Origin of the sequence: Pseudomonas sp. PD9R (genome assembly GCF_019200975.1) — a bacterium.
GTDB lineage: Bacteria > Pseudomonadota > Gammaproteobacteria > Pseudomonadales > Pseudomonadaceae > Aquipseudomonas.
Genome location: NZ_JAHTMR010000030.1, coordinates 20,956 through 37,433 on the forward strand (window position 1 = coordinate 20,956; position 16,478 = coordinate 37,433).

11 protein-coding genes and 1 pseudogene are annotated in these 16,478 nt (G+C 57.5%); 4 read left to right on the top strand and 8 right to left on the bottom strand.

Annotated features, from left to right (window positions below; translation table 11 throughout):
* Window positions 1-94 precede the first annotated feature (94 nt).
* Window positions 95-5,125 (top strand): dermonecrotic toxin domain-containing protein, encoded by a 5,031-nt coding sequence (locus tag KUF73_RS30330; RefSeq protein WP_218441622.1) that lies wholly within the window; start codon window positions 95-97, stop codon window positions 5,123-5,125.
* Window positions 5,126-5,137: 12 nt separating this feature from the next.
* Here KUF73_RS30330 and argR read toward each other — a convergent pair whose 3' ends face one another.
* The 7 genes from argR to acs all read right to left on the bottom strand — a co-directional run bounded on the left by argR (window position 5,138) and on the right by acs (window position 13,111).
* Entirely contained in the window at window positions 5,138-6,118 is a 981-nt protein-coding gene (gene argR, locus KUF73_RS30335) for a transcriptional regulator ArgR (RefSeq protein WP_218441623.1), read from the bottom strand.
* Window positions 6,119-6,340: 222 nt separating this feature from the next.
* Window positions 6,341-7,105, bottom strand: a complete 765-nt coding sequence (locus tag KUF73_RS30340) for an ABC transporter ATP-binding protein (protein WP_218441624.1) — start codon at window positions 7,103-7,105, stop codon at window positions 6,341-6,343.
* Between the two features lie 26 nt (window positions 7,106-7,131).
* Window positions 7,132-8,244 carry a M14 family metallopeptidase gene (locus tag KUF73_RS30345; RefSeq protein ID WP_218441625.1) on the bottom strand — a complete coding sequence of 371 codons (1,113 nt, stop codon included), beginning with the start codon at window positions 8,242-8,244 and terminating at the stop codon, window positions 7,132-7,134.
* A gap of 1 nt (window position 8,245) precedes the next feature.
* The gene (locus tag KUF73_RS30350) at window positions 8,246-8,944 is read right to left on the bottom strand and encodes an ABC transporter permease (protein WP_218441626.1); all 699 of its coding nucleotides are present in this window, start codon (window positions 8,942-8,944) and stop codon (window positions 8,246-8,248) included.
* A complete protein-coding gene (locus tag KUF73_RS30355) occupies window positions 8,941-9,630 on the bottom strand; it encodes an ABC transporter permease (protein ID WP_034151464.1) in 690 nt (229 codons plus the stop codon). The genes KUF73_RS30350 and KUF73_RS30355 overlap by 4 nt, the downstream gene beginning before the upstream one ends.
* 92 nt (window positions 9,631-9,722) lie before the next feature.
* Window positions 9,723-10,499: an ABC transporter substrate-binding protein gene (locus KUF73_RS30360; RefSeq protein ID WP_218441627.1), complete on the bottom strand. Its 777-nt coding sequence runs from the start codon at window positions 10,497-10,499 to the stop codon at window positions 9,723-9,725.
* 656 nt (window positions 10,500-11,155) lie between these two features.
* The gene (gene acs, locus KUF73_RS30365; protein WP_218441628.1) at window positions 11,156-13,111 is read right to left on the bottom strand and encodes an acetate--CoA ligase; all 1,956 of its coding nucleotides are present in this window, start codon (window positions 13,109-13,111) and stop codon (window positions 11,156-11,158) included.
* 511 nt (window positions 13,112-13,622) lie between these two features.
* Between acs and KUF73_RS30370 the strand changes: the two genes are divergently transcribed.
* The 3 genes and pseudogenes from KUF73_RS30370 to KUF73_RS31520 form a co-directional block, all read left to right on the top strand.
* Window positions 13,623-13,886: a DUF2790 domain-containing protein gene (locus tag KUF73_RS30370; RefSeq protein WP_218441629.1), complete on the top strand. Its 264-nt coding sequence runs from the start codon at window positions 13,623-13,625 to the stop codon at window positions 13,884-13,886.
* 549 nt (window positions 13,887-14,435) lie between these two features.
* Complete coding sequence (locus KUF73_RS30375; RefSeq protein ID WP_218441630.1) at window positions 14,436-15,686, top strand: ribonucleotide-diphosphate reductase subunit beta; 1,251 nt, start codon at window positions 14,436-14,438, stop codon at window positions 15,684-15,686.
* A gap of 389 nt (window positions 15,687-16,075) precedes the next feature.
* A pseudogene (locus tag KUF73_RS31520) lies at window positions 16,076-16,159 on the top strand (phage antirepressor protein); the annotation flags it as partial.
* A 38-nt stretch (window positions 16,160-16,197) separates the two neighbouring features.
* Here KUF73_RS31520 and KUF73_RS30380 read toward each other — a convergent pair.
* Window positions 16,198-16,478: integrase core domain-containing protein (locus tag KUF73_RS30380; RefSeq protein WP_218441631.1), on the bottom strand; the 281-nt coding region annotated here is incomplete at its 5' end.

Consider the following 16,478-nt stretch of genomic DNA (forward strand, 5'->3'; position numbering starts at 1 on the left):
CGATTCGATGAGTGCGGTAAATATGTACCGCACGTCTTGCGCGTTCGCGGGGTTTCCTAGAGGTCAATCAAACGCCGACGATCTTCTTATCCGCATGAATACCGAACATTCCATCTCCGACATCACCGACACGTTCAGGCCAGATGCGCACTATCTGCATCTAATGAACGCCATTCCATCCTGGCTCCGTGAGGCAGCGCCTCACCGACGTGAAGCACTGGGCAAAATCACGCCAAGGATGCCGCAAGCGCTCAAAGGCGCGCCGAAACATCATCACGCCGAACTTGGCAGCCTCATCGCCCAACAAGTGACCAGTCAGAATCGGGTCGATCAGGCATTGGCGAATCTGCAGAACCCCGCTGCCTTCGCCGAACCGTTGCTGAACGCCGCGCTCAAGACCCGATTCGGCCTGGAACTGGACGTCAGCAAAACCTTTCTGCGGCTTTATATCCCTACTCGCTATCCCTGGCTGCGAATGAAGTCCGGGGCCGCTCGTATCTGGACGGTATCGTTGCTGGATGCGGTGCTGCACAACTTCGAAAGTGGCGAAACCACCGCCGATGCCTTTGAGTCCGCTTCGACTTACATCACGCCGCCCACCGCTAACGGGCAATTCAATGCACTGCCACACATCCTGAAGAAGATGCCCATCGCGGCGTTTACCCACCTATGCCGTGAACTGGACATGGGTGACCGCTACAAAAAGTATCTGGAAGACAACTTGGGCATTAGCAACCCGGTGGCCGCGGCGATCCTGAAACCGAAGATCCGCGAGAGTCAGAAAACCGCACTGAGCGCGGCCCTGCACATGGCACAGATGCAAAACCTGCTGAGCAGCGATGTTCACCGCCTGATGCGTGGTCTGCTCGACAACCTGCCTTTTCTGCGTTTGCGTGGCCAGCCATGGGGCAGCAACGACCTGACGATCATGAGCGCCCGCCTGACCGGCATCGTAGTGTTTGCTCCGGACTTGGAACGCGCAGGGGAAGTGGCCAGGGTAGTGGCCTATATCCCTGACGACCCAGAACACCCGATCAAGGAATATCCCTCGTCCGCTGCATTCGCGGTGGAACTGAGCCAGCGCCTGCGCAATCCCGACTATCAACAATTTTTCAGCCGCTTCCTCAATCATGAGGATCGTGGGCATTTCTTCGCACAATTGAACACCCAACTCGCTCCGATCACCTGGCAACCGGTTCAACCTGGCGACCAGCGCCCAACCTGGAGAGAAAACCCCAATCAGCGCCCGAACCTGCAAATGTCGGTCATACCGATCAGGGGGGAATTGTTGAGTCATCTCTATCAACGCACACTCGACAAAATCCTGAACGACGCACGCGTCATCGCCGTGTCCACGGCCTCGGTCGATCAAAAAGCCCGCTGGGCGTTGTGGGACTCTTTCACGGAGATCGCTTCGGTATTGCTGAACGTCGCAGCCTTTATTGCCTTGCCATTCGTGCCGTTTCTTGGCGAGTTGATGCTCGCCTATATGGCTTACCAACTGCTCGACGAAACCTTTGAAAGCATCGTCGACTGGGCAGAAGGCCTGACGACCGAAGCTTTCGAACATTTCATGGGGGTGGTGCAATCTGCGGTACAGCTGGGTACCTTTGCGGCGGGCGGTGTTATAGCCGTTGGCGAATTCCGCTCGGTACTGCCACGGGAGATCGTTCAGTTCATTGACCGCTTCAATTCAGTGAAACTGCCCAACGGAAAAGCCCGCTATTGGAAGCCCGACCTGGCCAGCTACGAATACTCCGCCACGCTGCCCAAGGACTTGAAAACCGATGCGCTAGGGCTGCACCCACATCAAGGTAAAAACCTGCTGACACTTGAGGGTAATCACTACTCAGTCACGCAAGATTCGTTGGCCGGCCAGCATCGCATCGAACACCCCACTCGTCCCGATGCCTATAAACCCGCGCTGAAACACAACGGCGCCGGAGCCTGGCAAACCGAACTTGACCAACCGTTGACCTGGGACCAAGCCACCGTACTTCGCCGTATCGGCCCGGACATGCAGCGTTTTTCGGCGACCGAACGCGAACGCATGCTCACCATCAGTGGTTGCCACGAAAACGCCTTGCGCAAGATGCATGTAAACGCCACACAGATCCCGCCGTTGCTCGCCGACACCCTCAAACGATTCAAGATCGATCAGGACCTCCAGACCTTCATCGAGCGGATTGGCAGCGAACGTCCGGATGACTACTTGAATGCCGATCCGGTGACGCAACTGGAACTGCTCTGCGACTACGGTTATTGGCCAGCGGAGAAAGGGCTTCGACTGGTCGATGTGAACACTCATACCGTTTGGGAACGCGTCGCCACCGACCAGATCGTGGTGCAGATAAACCATACGCAATCGGCCAACGGCGACTTGCTCAAGACCCTGCTGCAAACACTGGGCGACACGGATGCAAGGATTTTGATGCAGGAAGAGTTCGGAGCGCCCTCCCCCAGCGTCGACACCCGCGCACGAACCCTGCGGCACAATTTGGCAGAGCTCGCCCAAGCCAAGCGAGAAATACTCTTCAGCCAGCGCTACCGCAAACTCGAACAAAGCTCGCGGCCCGTGGTGCAACGCGTGATAGACGTGGAACCCGGTTTGCCCACCAGCCTCGCCGAAGTCCTGCTCGACTCCGCCAGCGCGCAGGAACGGCGGCAACTTGAGAAAGGCACATTGTCCAAACGGCTCACGGAGCTGGCACAAGAAGCGGGCCTGCAAGTGCGGGTGACTCGCGCCTACGAAGGTCTGGAACTGCACTCGACGCGCAACAATCTGGACACTGATCGACTGGCACTGCATTCGCTGGAACGCCTGCCTGGCTGGCCGGGGCAGTTACGCCTGGAGATTCGCCAATACGCTCACGGCGGACAATTGATCGACAGCATCGGTAACCCGAACGCCCTCGCCCGCAAGGTCCTGGTCCTGACCGACGAAGGCAACTATCAAGCCTACGACGCCGCGGGCAATCAGCTCAGCAGTGGCAGCACGCTGTATTCCAGCCTCTTGCAGGCGCTGCCCGACGGCGAGCGAATCGCTCTGAATATCAACATTGGTGAGGGTGAAAGGCTCAAACAGATGATTCGCACGCACGCCATCAATCGTGACCCGCTGCGCTCGCTGCTGGCGCAACACCCGAATCTCAAGCCCACCTATGACTCGAGCGTGATGCGCTTGCTTGGCGGGTCCGATGGTTACTACCGGAAGCCCACCAACACCCCAACATTGCAAAACCGTGCCCACTCGCTGTTTCCGCATCTATCGCCTGAGGAGTTGCAGGTGTTTGTCGAGCGATTGCAGCGGCATCCGACCGGGCCACGGGCCGAGCTGCACCGACTGTTCAATCAACACGCGCAATTGTTCGATGATCTGAATGCCTGGCGCAGTGAAATTCCATTGTTTGTTCCGGACACGCAAAACAGGGTCAGCCCGGAGCAATTCGGCACTGAACAGCAAATCCGTCGACAGTTCATGGGTGAATTGCTGGACTGCTGGCGTCGTCAGGCCACCTACGACATCGCCGACGGACAACCTGTTGACTTCAATTTTTCACAACCGATATTGGGCGATCTGCCAGTGCTGAATGTCGACTTCCCACAGGTACGCAATTTGTTGTTGGAGGGGCATCGCGCGACCCGCGGAGTGAATGAATTCCTGAAAGGATTTTCCGGGATAAACCGCTTGGTCCTGCGTAACTTCAATCTGGGCCAACTGCCAGAGGCCATTGCGCAATGGCCGCAACTCAACGAGTTGATTCTCAGCGACTGCGGCGTAACGCTTACAGCTCAAAGCCAGGCCTCACTTGCAGGGTTGAACAACCTGGGCGTGCTCGATCTGTATAAAAACCCACTCGGGATGCTTCCCTCGCTGCAGAACCTGCCGAATCTCAATTACGTCGACCTTTGCGAAACCGGCCTGACCGACCTTCCGCCAGGACTGCTGACGCGACAACGCCTGCGGACCGCCCTGCTCAATGACAACCGGATCACAGAGCTGCCAACCGCACTGTTTAATTTGCCCGGCAAAATGCAAGAAGGTTTCGACCTGGGCGGCAACCCGATTTCCGCCGCCGGCCGCGAGCGGATCAAAGTCCATTTCAACCAGACTCGCCGAGACTTCGGCATCTTTGTTGAACAGACGTATATCCGGCGTCTGCAAGTGCTTTACCCGCTAATGGATCAGGAAGAGGCCAGCGAGTTCATCTATCGCCTGCCCGGCACGCTGGCCGAAGGCCGGATAGAACTGGTGCGCCTGGAAAACGAGTACGAAACCCTGCGAAACGATCTCGCTGCCTGGACGGCCCACCTTCCCCCACTTCACCCCGACAGCGGCGAACCTTTTACTGCACAGCAGCTACTGATCGAACACGCCACTCGCGACGAATTCAAACAACTGATGGAACGCTGCTGGCGTCGGGAAACCGAGCTCGACGATTTCAATCAGGACCTTGAGCCCAGCTATGAGCTGAGCCTGACAACCATCATTGCCGGTGACTTGCCAGTGCTCACTGCGGATTTCAGCCACGTCTCGCTGCTGTACCTGCACAGCGATGCCGGGCTAACGACAGGCGCCGGGCGCTTCCTGCAATGCTTCCCCCGGCTCAAGTCCCTGACCATCCGGGAATACAACCTGCGGGAAATGCCTGAAGCCATTTTCAGAATGGGCAAACTGACGGCCCTGGCGCTAAACGAGTGCAACGTAACCCTGACCGCGCAAACCGTACTGGAACTGGCGCAACTGGAACGACTCGACTATCTGGACCTGAGCAACAACCCGCTTGCTCTTACTCCCGACATCAGCCAAATGCCTGGCATGGCGAATCTGCTACTGAGCGAAACCGGCATCAATCAGCTGCCAGCAGGCTTGTTGCAATTAAAGTCATTGGACGTGGCGGATTTGAGCGGCAATGCGATCACTCACATCCCCAGCGACATTCTGGAACTGCCGCTGGAAATCGCTGAAAGCATCAACCTGAGGGATAACCCGCTGGATGAGCAAAGCGTGAAGACGCTGATCGCTTACTTCAAAAAGACCAGCACCGATTTCGGCGTTCAAGCCGTGATCGAACAGGCAGAAATGGAGGTATCGACGTCGGAAGACTCTGATCCAGACGAGTAATCAGCACGCGACTTAACCGCGTTCGGACGGCACCGACGACAACTCGAACGGACTGCTGCTGCGCCGCTGGTTGCGATCTTCGCGCGGTGTAGCACCGAAGAAGTTGCGATAGGCGCTGGAGAAGTGCGGCCCCGAGGAGAAGCCACACGACAAACCGATCTGGATGATCGACTTGCTGGTTTGCATCAACATCTGCCGGGCCTTGTTGAGGCGCAGTTCCAGGTAGTACTGGCTCGGCACACGGTTGAGGTACTGCTTGAAGATACGCTCCAACTGCCGACGGGACACGCACACATGCTGGGCGATTTCGTCGGTGGTCAGCGGCTCTTCGATGTTGGCTTCCATCAGCAGCACCGCCTGGGTGAGCTTCGGATGGCTGGAGCCGAGACGGTTCTGCAAAGGAATGCGCTGACGCTCGCCGCCCTCGCGAATGCGCTCGACCACCAGTTCTTCCGATACCGCGCCAGCCAGTTCGGCACCGTGATCGCGAGCCAGCACCGCCAGCAGCAAGTCGAGCACCGACATGCCGCCGCACGCGGTCAGGCGATCGCGATCCCAGTCGAACAGGTGACTGGTGGCGATGACTTTCGGGAAGCGTTCGGCGAAATCGTCTTGCCAGCGCCAATGCACGGCAGCGCGATAACCGTCGAGCAAACCGAGTTGCGCCAACGGATAAACACCGGCCGACAAACCGCCGATCACGCAACCGGCACGCACCAGTTGTTTGAGCGAGCTGCTGAGCGCCGGCGCCATCGAAGTGGGAGGCTCGTCGGCAAGCAGGAACAGTTTCTGGAAGTTTTCGAGCTTGCCGGCCCATGGCTCACCCGGCAATTGCCAGGCGCCTTCGCTCGGCGGTTCGGCCTGCAAAAACGACAATTCGTAAACCACGTCCGGATGCACACGCTGGGCAACACGCAAGGCCTCCTCAGCCAGCGCAAGCGTCAGTGCTTTAGTGCTGGGCCAAATCAGGAAACCTATTCGATGGGCAGTCATGGCGGGCGATCCGAAACGAAGAACAGTGATGAAGGCATGGGCTCTGTAGGAGCTGTCGAGTGAAACGAGGCTGCGATCTTTAGATTTTAACAATCAGGATCAAAAGATCGCAGCCTTCGGCAGCTCCTACAGGGTATCCGACAAGCCACGTCCGACAAAGGATCGGGGCCAGTCTTCAGGCTGCGAAGCATGCACTATCGCGGTGCACAACGGCAGTCCTGATTACTTCAGGCTACCCGAGAGGAATTGCTGCAGACGTTCAGATTTCGGGTTCACCAGCACTTCACGCGGGTTGCCGCTTTCTTCGACGACACCTTTGTGCAGGAACACCAACTGGTTCGACACTTCACGGGCGAAACCCATTTCGTGGGTCACCACCACCATGGTCCGGCCTTCTTGGGCCAGGGCCTGCATGACTTTCAGCACGTCGCCGACCAGTTCCGGGTCGAGGGCCGACGTAGGTTCGTCGAACAGCATCACCTCAGGTTCCATCGCCAGTGCACGGGCAATCGCCACGCGCTGCTGCTCGCCGCCGGACATGTGGCCAGGGTAAGCGTCCTTGCGATGTGCCACGCCGACCTTGTTCAGGTAATGCTCGGCCTTGTCACGGGCCTCGGCCTTGGACATGCCGAGTACGTGAACCGGCGCTTCCATGATGTTTTCCAGCGCGGTCATGTGCGACCACAGGTTGAAGTGCTGGAACACCATCGACAGGCGCGAACGCATGCGTTGCAGCTGTTTCGGATCAGCCGCCTTCAGCGCGCCGTCCTTGTTCGCCACCAGCTTCAACTCTTCGTTGTTGAGCAGGATCTTGCCCGCGTGCGGCTGCTCCAGCAGGTTGATGCAGCGCAGGAAGGTACTTTTGCCGGAGCCACTGGAGCCGATGATGCTGATCACATCGCCAGCCGCCGCTTTCAGGGACACGCCCTTGAGCACTTCGTGACTGCCATAGCGTTTATGCAGGTCTTGGACTTCAAGTTTGTACATGCGGTCGGTTCTCACAAAACAGTCAGTCAGTCGTTGAGCAAGCGCCCGTGACGCAGCGCTTCGCGCCCCGCCACCTTGGCCAGCCAGAAACCGGGTTGGGCATAACGCAGCCGTTCAATGGCAAACAGCACCCCGGACGTACCAGCACACACCGTGCTGACCCGATCCGCCAGCGGATCGATCACTTCGAAAATCTCGTCACCAGCTTCAACCCATTCACCAGGTTTACGCAGAAAACTCACCACACCGGGGTGCGGTGCAAACAGCAATTCAGTGCCTTCGAACGGCATGCCTTCACAGGCTTCCCGGGCAGGTTTCGGCCATTCACCGCTGATCAAACCCTGCTCGGCGAGGAACGCCAGAATGCCTTCGGCATGAGCCTCGGATTCGGCGCGACCGGTGTCGGCCTGACCACCCAGTTCAATGGTCGTCGCCAGGCAGGCCAATGGAATTTGTGCATCCGGGAACAGACGCGACAAACGCAGCCACGAGAGCGAACAGGCTTCGTCGAACGAGCTGCCGCCGGAATCTTCCGCCAGCAAACCGACTCGCACGTTGAGGTGCGCAGCCAGCGAACGCCACTGCGGCCAATGCTGCGGCAACGCGTACATGTGCAGCGCGGCTTCAGCATCGCAGTGCAAATCCAGCACTACGTCGGCGGTGCAGGCATGGCTGAGCAAGATGCGCTGCATGCCTTGCAACTGGCTGCTGGCCGGCGGCAATGCGGCGAGCGCATCGCTCATGGATTGACGGATCAATCGGATATTGGCGTGCGGATCATCGCCTAGATGCCCGGCGAGTTCGGCAGCCACTGGCGCACTGAGCTCGACGAAATCACGGTTGAAGTTCTTGCCGCTGCCCGCCTCGAAACGCCCTTGATGATTGCCCTGAAGCAACTGACCGAGGCCCAGTGGATTGGCCACCGGCACCAGTTCGATCACGCCATTCAACAGGCCTTGGGTTTCAAGTTCGGCCAGGCGTTTTTTCAGCGCCCAAGCGGTGCGCATGCCCGGCAGTTCATCAGCGTGGAGGCTGGCCTGGATGTAGGCCTTGCGCTCGCCGCCGCCGAAGCGGAACACCGAAATATGACGTTCGCTGCCGAGGTGACTCCACGGCAAAGCATGATCGATGCGCTCCATATTAGTGCTTCCGCGGGGCCAGATAGCCCAGCCAGCGGCGCTCGGCCAGTTTGAACAGCTTCACCAGGATGAAGGTCAGGCAGAGGTAGAACACGCCAGCCGTGATGTACGCCTCGAACGGCAAGTAAAATTGGGCGTTAACCGTGCGCGCGGCACCGGTGATGTCGATCAGGGTCACGATGGACGCCAGACTGGTGGTCTGCAGCATCATGATCACTTCGTTGCTGTACTGCGGCAGCGCCCGGCGCAGGGCCGACGGCAGCAGGATGCGCTTGTACATTTTGAACCGCGACATGCCCATGGCCTTGGCCGCTTCGATCTCGCCGTTCGGCGTGGCGCGCAGGCTGCCGGCAATGATTTCGGCGGTGTAGGCGCTGGTGTTGATGGCGAACGCCAGGCACGCACAGAATGTTGCGCTGGACAGCCACGGCCAGAGGAAGCTTTCACGTACTGCTTCGAATTGCGCCAGACCGTAGTAGATCAAAAACAGCTGCACCAGCATCGGCGTGCCGCGGATCACGTAGGTGTAGAGCCAGGCCGTCATGTTGACGACGGCGTTTTTGGAGACGCGCATCAAGCCCAGCGGCAACGCACACAGCAGGCCGAAGAACAGCGACAGCGCGAGCAATTTGAGGGTGGTCAGCAGGCCGCCAAAGTACAGCGGCAAGGCCTCCCAAATGACGTTGTAGTCGAAGATCATAGATCAGCCGCCCTTACGCCTACCGAGTAGCGCTTCTCAAGGTGACGCAATGCCAGCAACGAGACACTGGTGATCACCAGGTACATCGCCGCCACTGCGAGGAAGAAGGTGAAAGGCTCACGGGTAGCATCTGCCGCCTGCTTGGCCTTGAACATCATGTCTTGCAGGCCCACCACCGAAATCAGCGCGGTGGCCTTGGTCAGTACCAGCCAGTTGTTGGTGAACCCCGGAATCGCCAGACGAATCATCTGCGGCACCAACACCCGGAAGAACACCTGGAAGCTGCTCATGCCGTACGCCATGCCGGCTTCGGCCTGCCCTTTAGGGATCGCCATGAACGCGCCACGGAAGGTTTCCGACAGGTACGCACCGAAGATGAAGCCCAAAGTGCCGATACCGGCGGCCAACGGGTTCAGGTCGATGTAGTCATCAAAACCGAGCAGCGGCGCGACGCGGTTGAGCAGGTCCTGACCACCGTAGAAAATCAGCAGGATCAGCACCAGATCGGGAATTCCGCGGATCACCGTGGAATACAGATCGCCCAGCCAGGCCAGCCAGCGCACCGGCGAAAGGCGCAGTGCCACGCCGATCAGCCCCAGAACGATGGCCAGAGCCATGGACGACAAGGCGAGCTGAAGCGTCAGCCAAGCGCCATCGAGGATGACAGCCCCGTAGCCTTTCAACATGATTCAGGTCCTCGAAAGTTGGGATGAAAAAATGGCGCAAACCTCAGAGATCCTGTTGCTTGCGCCATTTCGGACTTGTCGTTGCGACGGATTTACTTGCCGTAAATGTCGAAGTCGAAGTACTTGTCCTGGATTTGCTTGTACTTGCCGTTCGCACGAATGGCGGCGATGGCTGTGTTGAGCTTCTCCAGCTCAGCCGTGTCGCCCTTGCGAACAGCGATACCTACGCCGTCGCCGAAGTATTTGACGTCGGTGAAGGCCGGACCGACGAACGCAAAGCCTTTGCCAGCGTCGGTTTTCAGGAAGCCGTCATTCAACAGGGTAGCGTCTGCCACGGTGCCGTCGAGGCGGCCGGCGGCCACGTCGAGGTAAATTTCGTTCTGCGAACCGTAAGGTTTGACTTCGGCACCCAGCGGAGCGAGGACTTCGCGAGCGAAACGCTCGTGGATCGAACCACGTTGCACGCCGATGTTCTTGCCCTTGAGCTCAGTCAGGCCGTCGCTGACTTGAGTGCCAGCCTTCATGACCAGGCGAGCCGGGGTGTTGTAGTACTTGTTGGTGAAGTCCACGGACTTCTTGCGATCTTCAGTGATCGACATGGACGACAGGATCGCGTCGATCTTGCGCACTTTGAGTGCAGGGATCAGACCGTCGAACTCTTGCTCGACCCATACGCACTTGACCTTCATATCTTCGCACAGCGCGTTGCCGATGTCGTAGTCGAAACCAACGATGCTGCCGTCTGGAGCCTTGGAAGCGAACGGAGGGTAAGCCGCTTCAATACCAATTTTCAGAGGCTTTTCATCGGCGAAGGTTGGCAGGGACAGCACGGACAGTGCCAGGGCGCCAAGCAGCACGAGTTTCTTCATCTTGGGACTCCATCGGTAAAGGGCTAAAGCAGCAGAGTGAGCGACAGCCCAATATGCGAATGAGTGGAACCGGAAAGCGTTGCTGCGTCGTAGGAAGCGTGTACGAAAATTCAACACGGGCAACGACGAGCGAGTGATCGGCATTCTAACGACAGGCCCGAAGCCGATATTTCTTCAATGCGACAACTAATTACAGAAGCACCGAGAAAGCCGCCTGGGCACGTTGACAGCCCTGCAAAATCATGCAAGAGCGAAAGAGAGTAAACCGATCAATGTTGCAAATTGCGGGCCTATTATTGGCAAACCCTTCTAATCCGGCAAGCGCAGCGTCGGGTGTTATTTTTCTGGGGCACTTTTGAGGCGCGGATACAGGGCTTGGCGTTTCCCAATGCCCCGGATCGGCGCGAGCGGTTACACATTCAGTAACCGGAATGTTCGCAGGTAACAGTAGGAAACAGCCGTCAGGTGAAGTCGATAATTATTGGTTGAAAATCAACGATCAAAAGATCGCAGCCTGCGGCAGCTCCTATATGGAACGCATCCCCCTGTAGGAGCTGTCGAGTGAAACGAGGCTGCGATCTTTTGATCTTCAAATACAAAAAAAGCCCCACCCGGCGCAATGCCGGGCGGGGCTTTGAGTCATTCAATCCCGACGCTTACGCGACGTTCATGGTCTTGTGCGTATCAATCAAATGCTGCACCACACCCGGATCGGCCAAGGTGGAGATATCACCCAACCCGTCATATTCGGCAGTCGCAATCTTGCGCAGAATCCGTCGCATGATCTTGCCCGAACGAGTCTTCGGCAGCCCCGGCGCCCACTGGATAACATCCGGCGAAGCAATCGGCCCGATCTCTTTGCGCACCCAGTTTTTCAGCTCCAGACGCAGTTGCTCACTGGTTTCTTCGCCAGCGATCAAGGTGACGTAGACATAAATGCCCTGGCCCTTGATGTCGTGCGGCACACCAACCACGGCGGCTTCGGCGACTTTCGGGTGGGCGACCATCGCGCTCTCGATCTCGGCGGTGCCCATGCGGTGGCCAGACACGTTGAGCACGTCGTCCACACGACCGGTGATCCAGTAGTAGCCGTCCTCGTCACGACGCGCACCGTCACCGGTGAAGTACATGCCACGGAAGGTCTTGAAGTAGGTATCGACGAAACGGTCGTGGTCGCCGTACAGGGTACGCGCCTGGCCTGGCCAGGAATCGAGAATCACCAGGTTGCCCTCGGCGACGCCTTCGATGATGTTGCCCAGGTTGTCCACCAACGCAGGCACCACGCCGAAGAACGGACGCGCGGCGGAACCCGGTTTCAAACCGTGAGCGCCCGGCAACGGGCTCATCATGTTGCCGCCGGTTTCGGTCTGCCACCAGGTATCGACGATCGGGCAGCGGGATTGACCGACGTTCTTGTAGTACCAGTCCCAGGCTTCCGGGTTGATCGGCTCACCCACCGAGCCGAGCAGGCGCAGGCTGCTGCCATCGGCGCCTTCAACAGCGGCAGTGCCCGCCGCCATCATCGCGCGGATGGCGGTTGGCGCGGTGTAGAGGATGTTGACCTTGTGCTTGTCGACGATCTTCGCCACCCGGGTGATGTCCGGATAGTTCGGCACGCCCTCAAACAACAACGTCGTCGCGCCATTGGCCAACGGGCCATAGACGATGTAGCTGTGGCCGGTGACCCAGCCGACGTCGGCGGTGCACCAATAGACTTCGCCCGGGCGGTAGTCGAACACGCGCTCGTGGGTCATGGCCGCGTACAACAGGTAGCCGCCAGTGGTGTGCTGCACGCCCTTCGGCTTGCCGGTGGAACCGGAGGTGTAAAGGATGAACAGCGCTTCTTCGGCGCCCATCTCTTTGGGTGCGCAAACGGTGCCAGCCACTTTCATCAGGTCTTCGTACCAGATGTCGCGGTGCTGGTTCCACTTGATCTCGCCACCGGTGCGCTTGCATACGATGACTTTCTGGATGCTGCTGGTTTCCGGGTTGGTCAGGGCGTCGTCGACGTTGGCCTTCAGCGGGATTTTCTTGCCGGCGCGAATACCTTCATCGGCGGTGATCACCACTTTGGATTTGCAATCGATGATGCGACCGGCCAGGGCTTCCGGCGAGAAGCCGCCGAATACCACCGAGTGAATCGCGCCGATCCGGGTGCAGGCCAGCATGGCGACCACAGCTTCGGGAATCATCGGCATATAGATAGTCACCACGTCGCCGCGGTGCACATCCTGACCGCGCAGGGCGTTGGCGAATTTGCAGACTTCTTCGTGCAGTTCACGATAGGTGATGTTGCGGCTTTCGGACGGGTCATCCCCTTCCCAAATGATCGCGGTTTGATCGCCGCGCTCGGCCAGATGACGGTCGAGGCAGTTGTAGGAAACGTTCAGGGTGCCGTCGGCGAACCATTTGATGTCGACATGATGATCGTCGAAGGAAGTCTGCTTCACCGTGGTGAAAGGTTTGATCCAGTCGAGGCGCTTGGCTTGCTCGCGCCAGAAGCCGTCGGGGTTGACGACCGACTGCTGGTACATGGCCTTGTAGGTCGCCTCATCGGTCAGGGTATTGGCCAGAACCTCGGGACGAACGGGATACAGGGATGCCGCACTCATCTTTCTTACCTCGGTGGAATAGTTGTTTTTGTATGACCCCGTTGTAGCCGGGCCGGCCCTATAGAACCATTCGACGATGGTAGTAACAAGCCCACACAAAATGTCCTGAATAGGAGTTCAGCCTGCCAAACCGGGCCTTTCCCGCCATTCCCCAAATGCATTAGATACGGCACCCCTCTGTAGGAGCTGCCGCAGGCTGCGATCTTTTGATCTTGATTTTCGCAATGGCACTGAAAAACCAAATCAAAAGATCGCAGCCTTCGGCAGCTCCTACACAAGCGTGCGGTATGGTTTGGAGGATTGTTACGAAAACTGTCAAAGGTGTTTATCAAAAGCACGGCTATATGAATCTAACCCCGCCCCCTAAAATCTGCCTCGCCAACCCGGCAAACTGAGTTAACCAAGTTACAGCCCCCACGAAGGCAGTTAACCCAAATCCAAGTAGTCAGATCCACACGCAACCCCAAAAAGGTTGCGTGACCCCTCTCGACCTTAGAAAGGTAAAACTTAAATGAAAGCTTTATTGGTTCTGGCCCTCAGCAGTCTGTGCTTAACCGCCATGGCAGACGAGGTCCCGACTGATGTCGCACAGCAAAAACCGGCAGTTGAGGAATACACTTACTCAATGCACCTGGACATCGCCAAAGTTATATCCATGAGCGAAGTACCCAATGTTTGTGAAGTTGTACCGGCGAAAATGGAATACGACGATTCCAACGGTCAACGCCACATCCTGCGTTACAGCGTCATGGGTAACGGCTGCTCCAGCGGCTGATAAAACTGCACCGAATCGGCTCATTTCAGCGACTGGCTGAAGGTCGATTTCAGCCCGGCTTCGGTCGGGCTCAGTTGTGTTTTGAGTCCTCTAAAAACGCCTTGAAACACAAGATGTAGTGAAAACGGCCATTTTTTGATTGTTTTTTGAGCAAAACTGAATTCAAGCGATTTTTACGAAAAAAAATCTTCACCCGCCAAAGCCCTGTAAACCCTCGCTCTGACCGAAAAACCTGCCCTCTCGTCCGCTCCATGCGCGGATTCGCCCCACCACGACCGCAAAAATTTCCCTATAATGCGGCCTTAAACGGGCCTGCAATATTCCCTTACAGGGATGAAAAGCCAGTCTGAAGCCCCGCAGTAGCATTCGTTGCTTGCTGCGCCCATCAGAGGCTCTCGGAACCCCGTACAAAATTCTGTTTTATTGCCTGCCTTGGCGGGTGCAAAAAACGATTCCTTAAGATCCACCGCGGCCAGTACGGCCGTGTGAAATACCAACTGATCAAATTTCACACGGGCACACTGGCCCTCACGCAGGAGACGACACGTCATGCTGAGCTGGGACGAATTCGACAAAGAAGACAGCGGCGACGCCGTGGTAAAAGGCGCTAACGCCGGCCACGCGACTGAAGCCAACATGGACCGACTCGACACCGCTGGTGGTGTCGCCGCTCAAGAAGCTCGCGCCGTAACCGCGAACGACTCTGCCGCAATCGCCCGTGCCAAAGCTGCCCTGAACTCTCTCGACGTCGCCGAAGGCCTCGCCGAACTCGAAGGCGCCTCCGCCCGTGTCGCCGTTGACGAAAAGCGCATGATCAACTGCCGCGCCGACCTCAACCAACTCGTGCCATTCAAGTACGACTGGGCCTGGCAGAAGTACCTGGACGGCTGCGCAAACCACTGGATGCCGCAAGAAGTCAACATGACCGCCGACATCGCCCTCTGGAAAAACCCGGAAGGCCTGACCGACGACGAGCGCCGCATCGTCATGCGCAACCTCGGTTTCTTCTCCACCGCCGACTCCCTGGTTGCCAACAACCTGGTCCTGGCCGTCTACCGCCTGATCACCAACCCGGAATGCCGCCAGTACATCCTGCGTCAGGCGTTCGAAGAGGCGATCCACACCCACGCCTACCAGTACTGCATCGAATCGCTGGCCATGGATGAAGGCGAGATCTTCAACATGTACCACGAGATCCCATCGGTCGCGAAAAAAGCCACCTGGGGCCTCAAGTACACCCGTTCGATCTCCGATCCGAAGTTCGAAACCGGCACCGTCGAAACCGACAAAGAGTTGCTGCGCAACCTGATCGCCTACTACTGCGTCCTGGAAGGCATCTTCTTCTACTGCGGCTTCACCCAGATCCTCTCCATGGGCCGCCGCAACAAAATGACCGGCGTCGCCGAGCAGTTCCAATACATCCTGCGCGACGAATCCATGCACCTGAACTTCGGCATCGACGTGATCAACCAGATCAAAATCGAAAACCCGCATTTGTGGGATGCTGAAATGAAGGAAGAAGCGACCCAGATGATTCTGCAAGGAACTCAGCTGGAGATCGAATACGCGCGTGACACCATGCCTCGCGGGGTATTGGGCATGAATGCGGCGATGATGGAGGACTACCTGAAGTTCATCGCTAACCGTCGTTTGTCACAGATCGGTTTGAAGGAAGAGTATCCAGGGACGACTAACCCGTTCCCTTGGATGAGCGAGATTATGGACTTGAAGAAAGAGAAGAATTTCTTTGAGACGCGGGTTATTGAGTATCAGACGGGTGGGGCGTTGAGCTGGGATTGATTCCTGAGCTTGCCGCGATTTGACGATGTAAATCGACAAATCGAAATACTAAAAGCCCCGATCTGATCGGGGCTTTTTATTGGGTAGGAAAAGTCTTACTTATCTCGACGCTCACTGCCAAAGCTCCCACAGCAACTCCAGATCTTTCTGCATTGATGACTATTCAAAGCGCTTCTAAGCTCTATTGCAGGTGCCTAAGAAACGCCCAACGTAGAAGCTAATTCCCTCACACAGTACGCGTGCTGATTTCAGCGATGTATGCGTAATCCTGTGAGTGAGAGAAACGGCTCGTTGGGATTTCTTAGATCCTCTACGTCGGGTTCCGGCCCTCTTCAATTTCACACGTAGAGGTAATGGATATGCCTGCACAAATCCCACATCGATCGGTCATGACTGATCCTTTCAGCACAACAGCCTTCACTCGCCATAACCTCTCCCTCCACGCACTCCTGCTGGAAAACCAACCATGGTTCTTGGACTTGCCCCTACAAAACCGGACACCAACTCCCCGTTAAATTGATCCAACGGCCAAGCGCCTGAACTCCCTCGGCGAACGGTAGTTCAAAACGCTGTGTGGATGCTGCTCGTTGTAGTGCTCGAAGGCAATTGCCAGGTTACGCAGCGCCGTTTCTCGATCCGGCTTGGGCATGTGCGCCACGTAATCGCGCTTGATCGTCTTCACGAAGCTCTCGGCCATGCCGTTGCTCTGTGGGCTGCGCACCGGTGTGGTCACCGGCTGCAAGCCGATCTGTCGAGCAAACAGGCGCGTCTGTTCGGCAGTGTACGCCGAGC

What these genes read in the sequence shown, in the direction of transcription:
- KUF73_RS30330 (WP_218441622.1), top strand. Translation starts at nt 95, where the DNA reads ATGAATACCGAACATTCCATCTCCGACATCACCGACACGTTCAGGCCA.
- argR (WP_218441623.1), bottom strand. Translation starts at nt 6,118, where the DNA reads ATGACTGCCCATCGAATAGGTTTCCTGATTTGGCCCAGCACTAAAGCA.
- KUF73_RS30340 (WP_218441624.1), bottom strand. Translation starts at nt 7,105, where the DNA reads ATGTACAAACTTGAAGTCCAAGACCTGCATAAACGCTATGGCAGTCAC.
- KUF73_RS30345 (WP_218441625.1), bottom strand. Translation starts at nt 8,244, where the DNA reads ATGGAGCGCATCGATCATGCTTTGCCGTGGAGTCACCTCGGCAGCGAA.
- KUF73_RS30350 (WP_218441626.1), bottom strand. Translation starts at nt 8,944, where the DNA reads ATGATCTTCGACTACAACGTCATTTGGGAGGCCTTGCCGCTGTACTTT.
- KUF73_RS30355 (WP_034151464.1), bottom strand. Translation starts at nt 9,630, where the DNA reads ATGTTGAAAGGCTACGGGGCTGTCATCCTCGATGGCGCTTGGCTGACG.
- KUF73_RS30360 (WP_218441627.1), bottom strand. Translation starts at nt 10,499, where the DNA reads ATGAAGAAACTCGTGCTGCTTGGCGCCCTGGCACTGTCCGTGCTGTCC.
- acs (WP_218441628.1), bottom strand. Translation starts at nt 13,111, where the DNA reads ATGAGTGCGGCATCCCTGTATCCCGTTCGTCCCGAGGTTCTGGCCAAT.
- KUF73_RS30370 (WP_218441629.1), top strand. Translation starts at nt 13,623, where the DNA reads ATGAAAGCTTTATTGGTTCTGGCCCTCAGCAGTCTGTGCTTAACCGCC.
- KUF73_RS30375 (WP_218441630.1), top strand. Translation starts at nt 14,436, where the DNA reads ATGCTGAGCTGGGACGAATTCGACAAAGAAGACAGCGGCGACGCCGTG.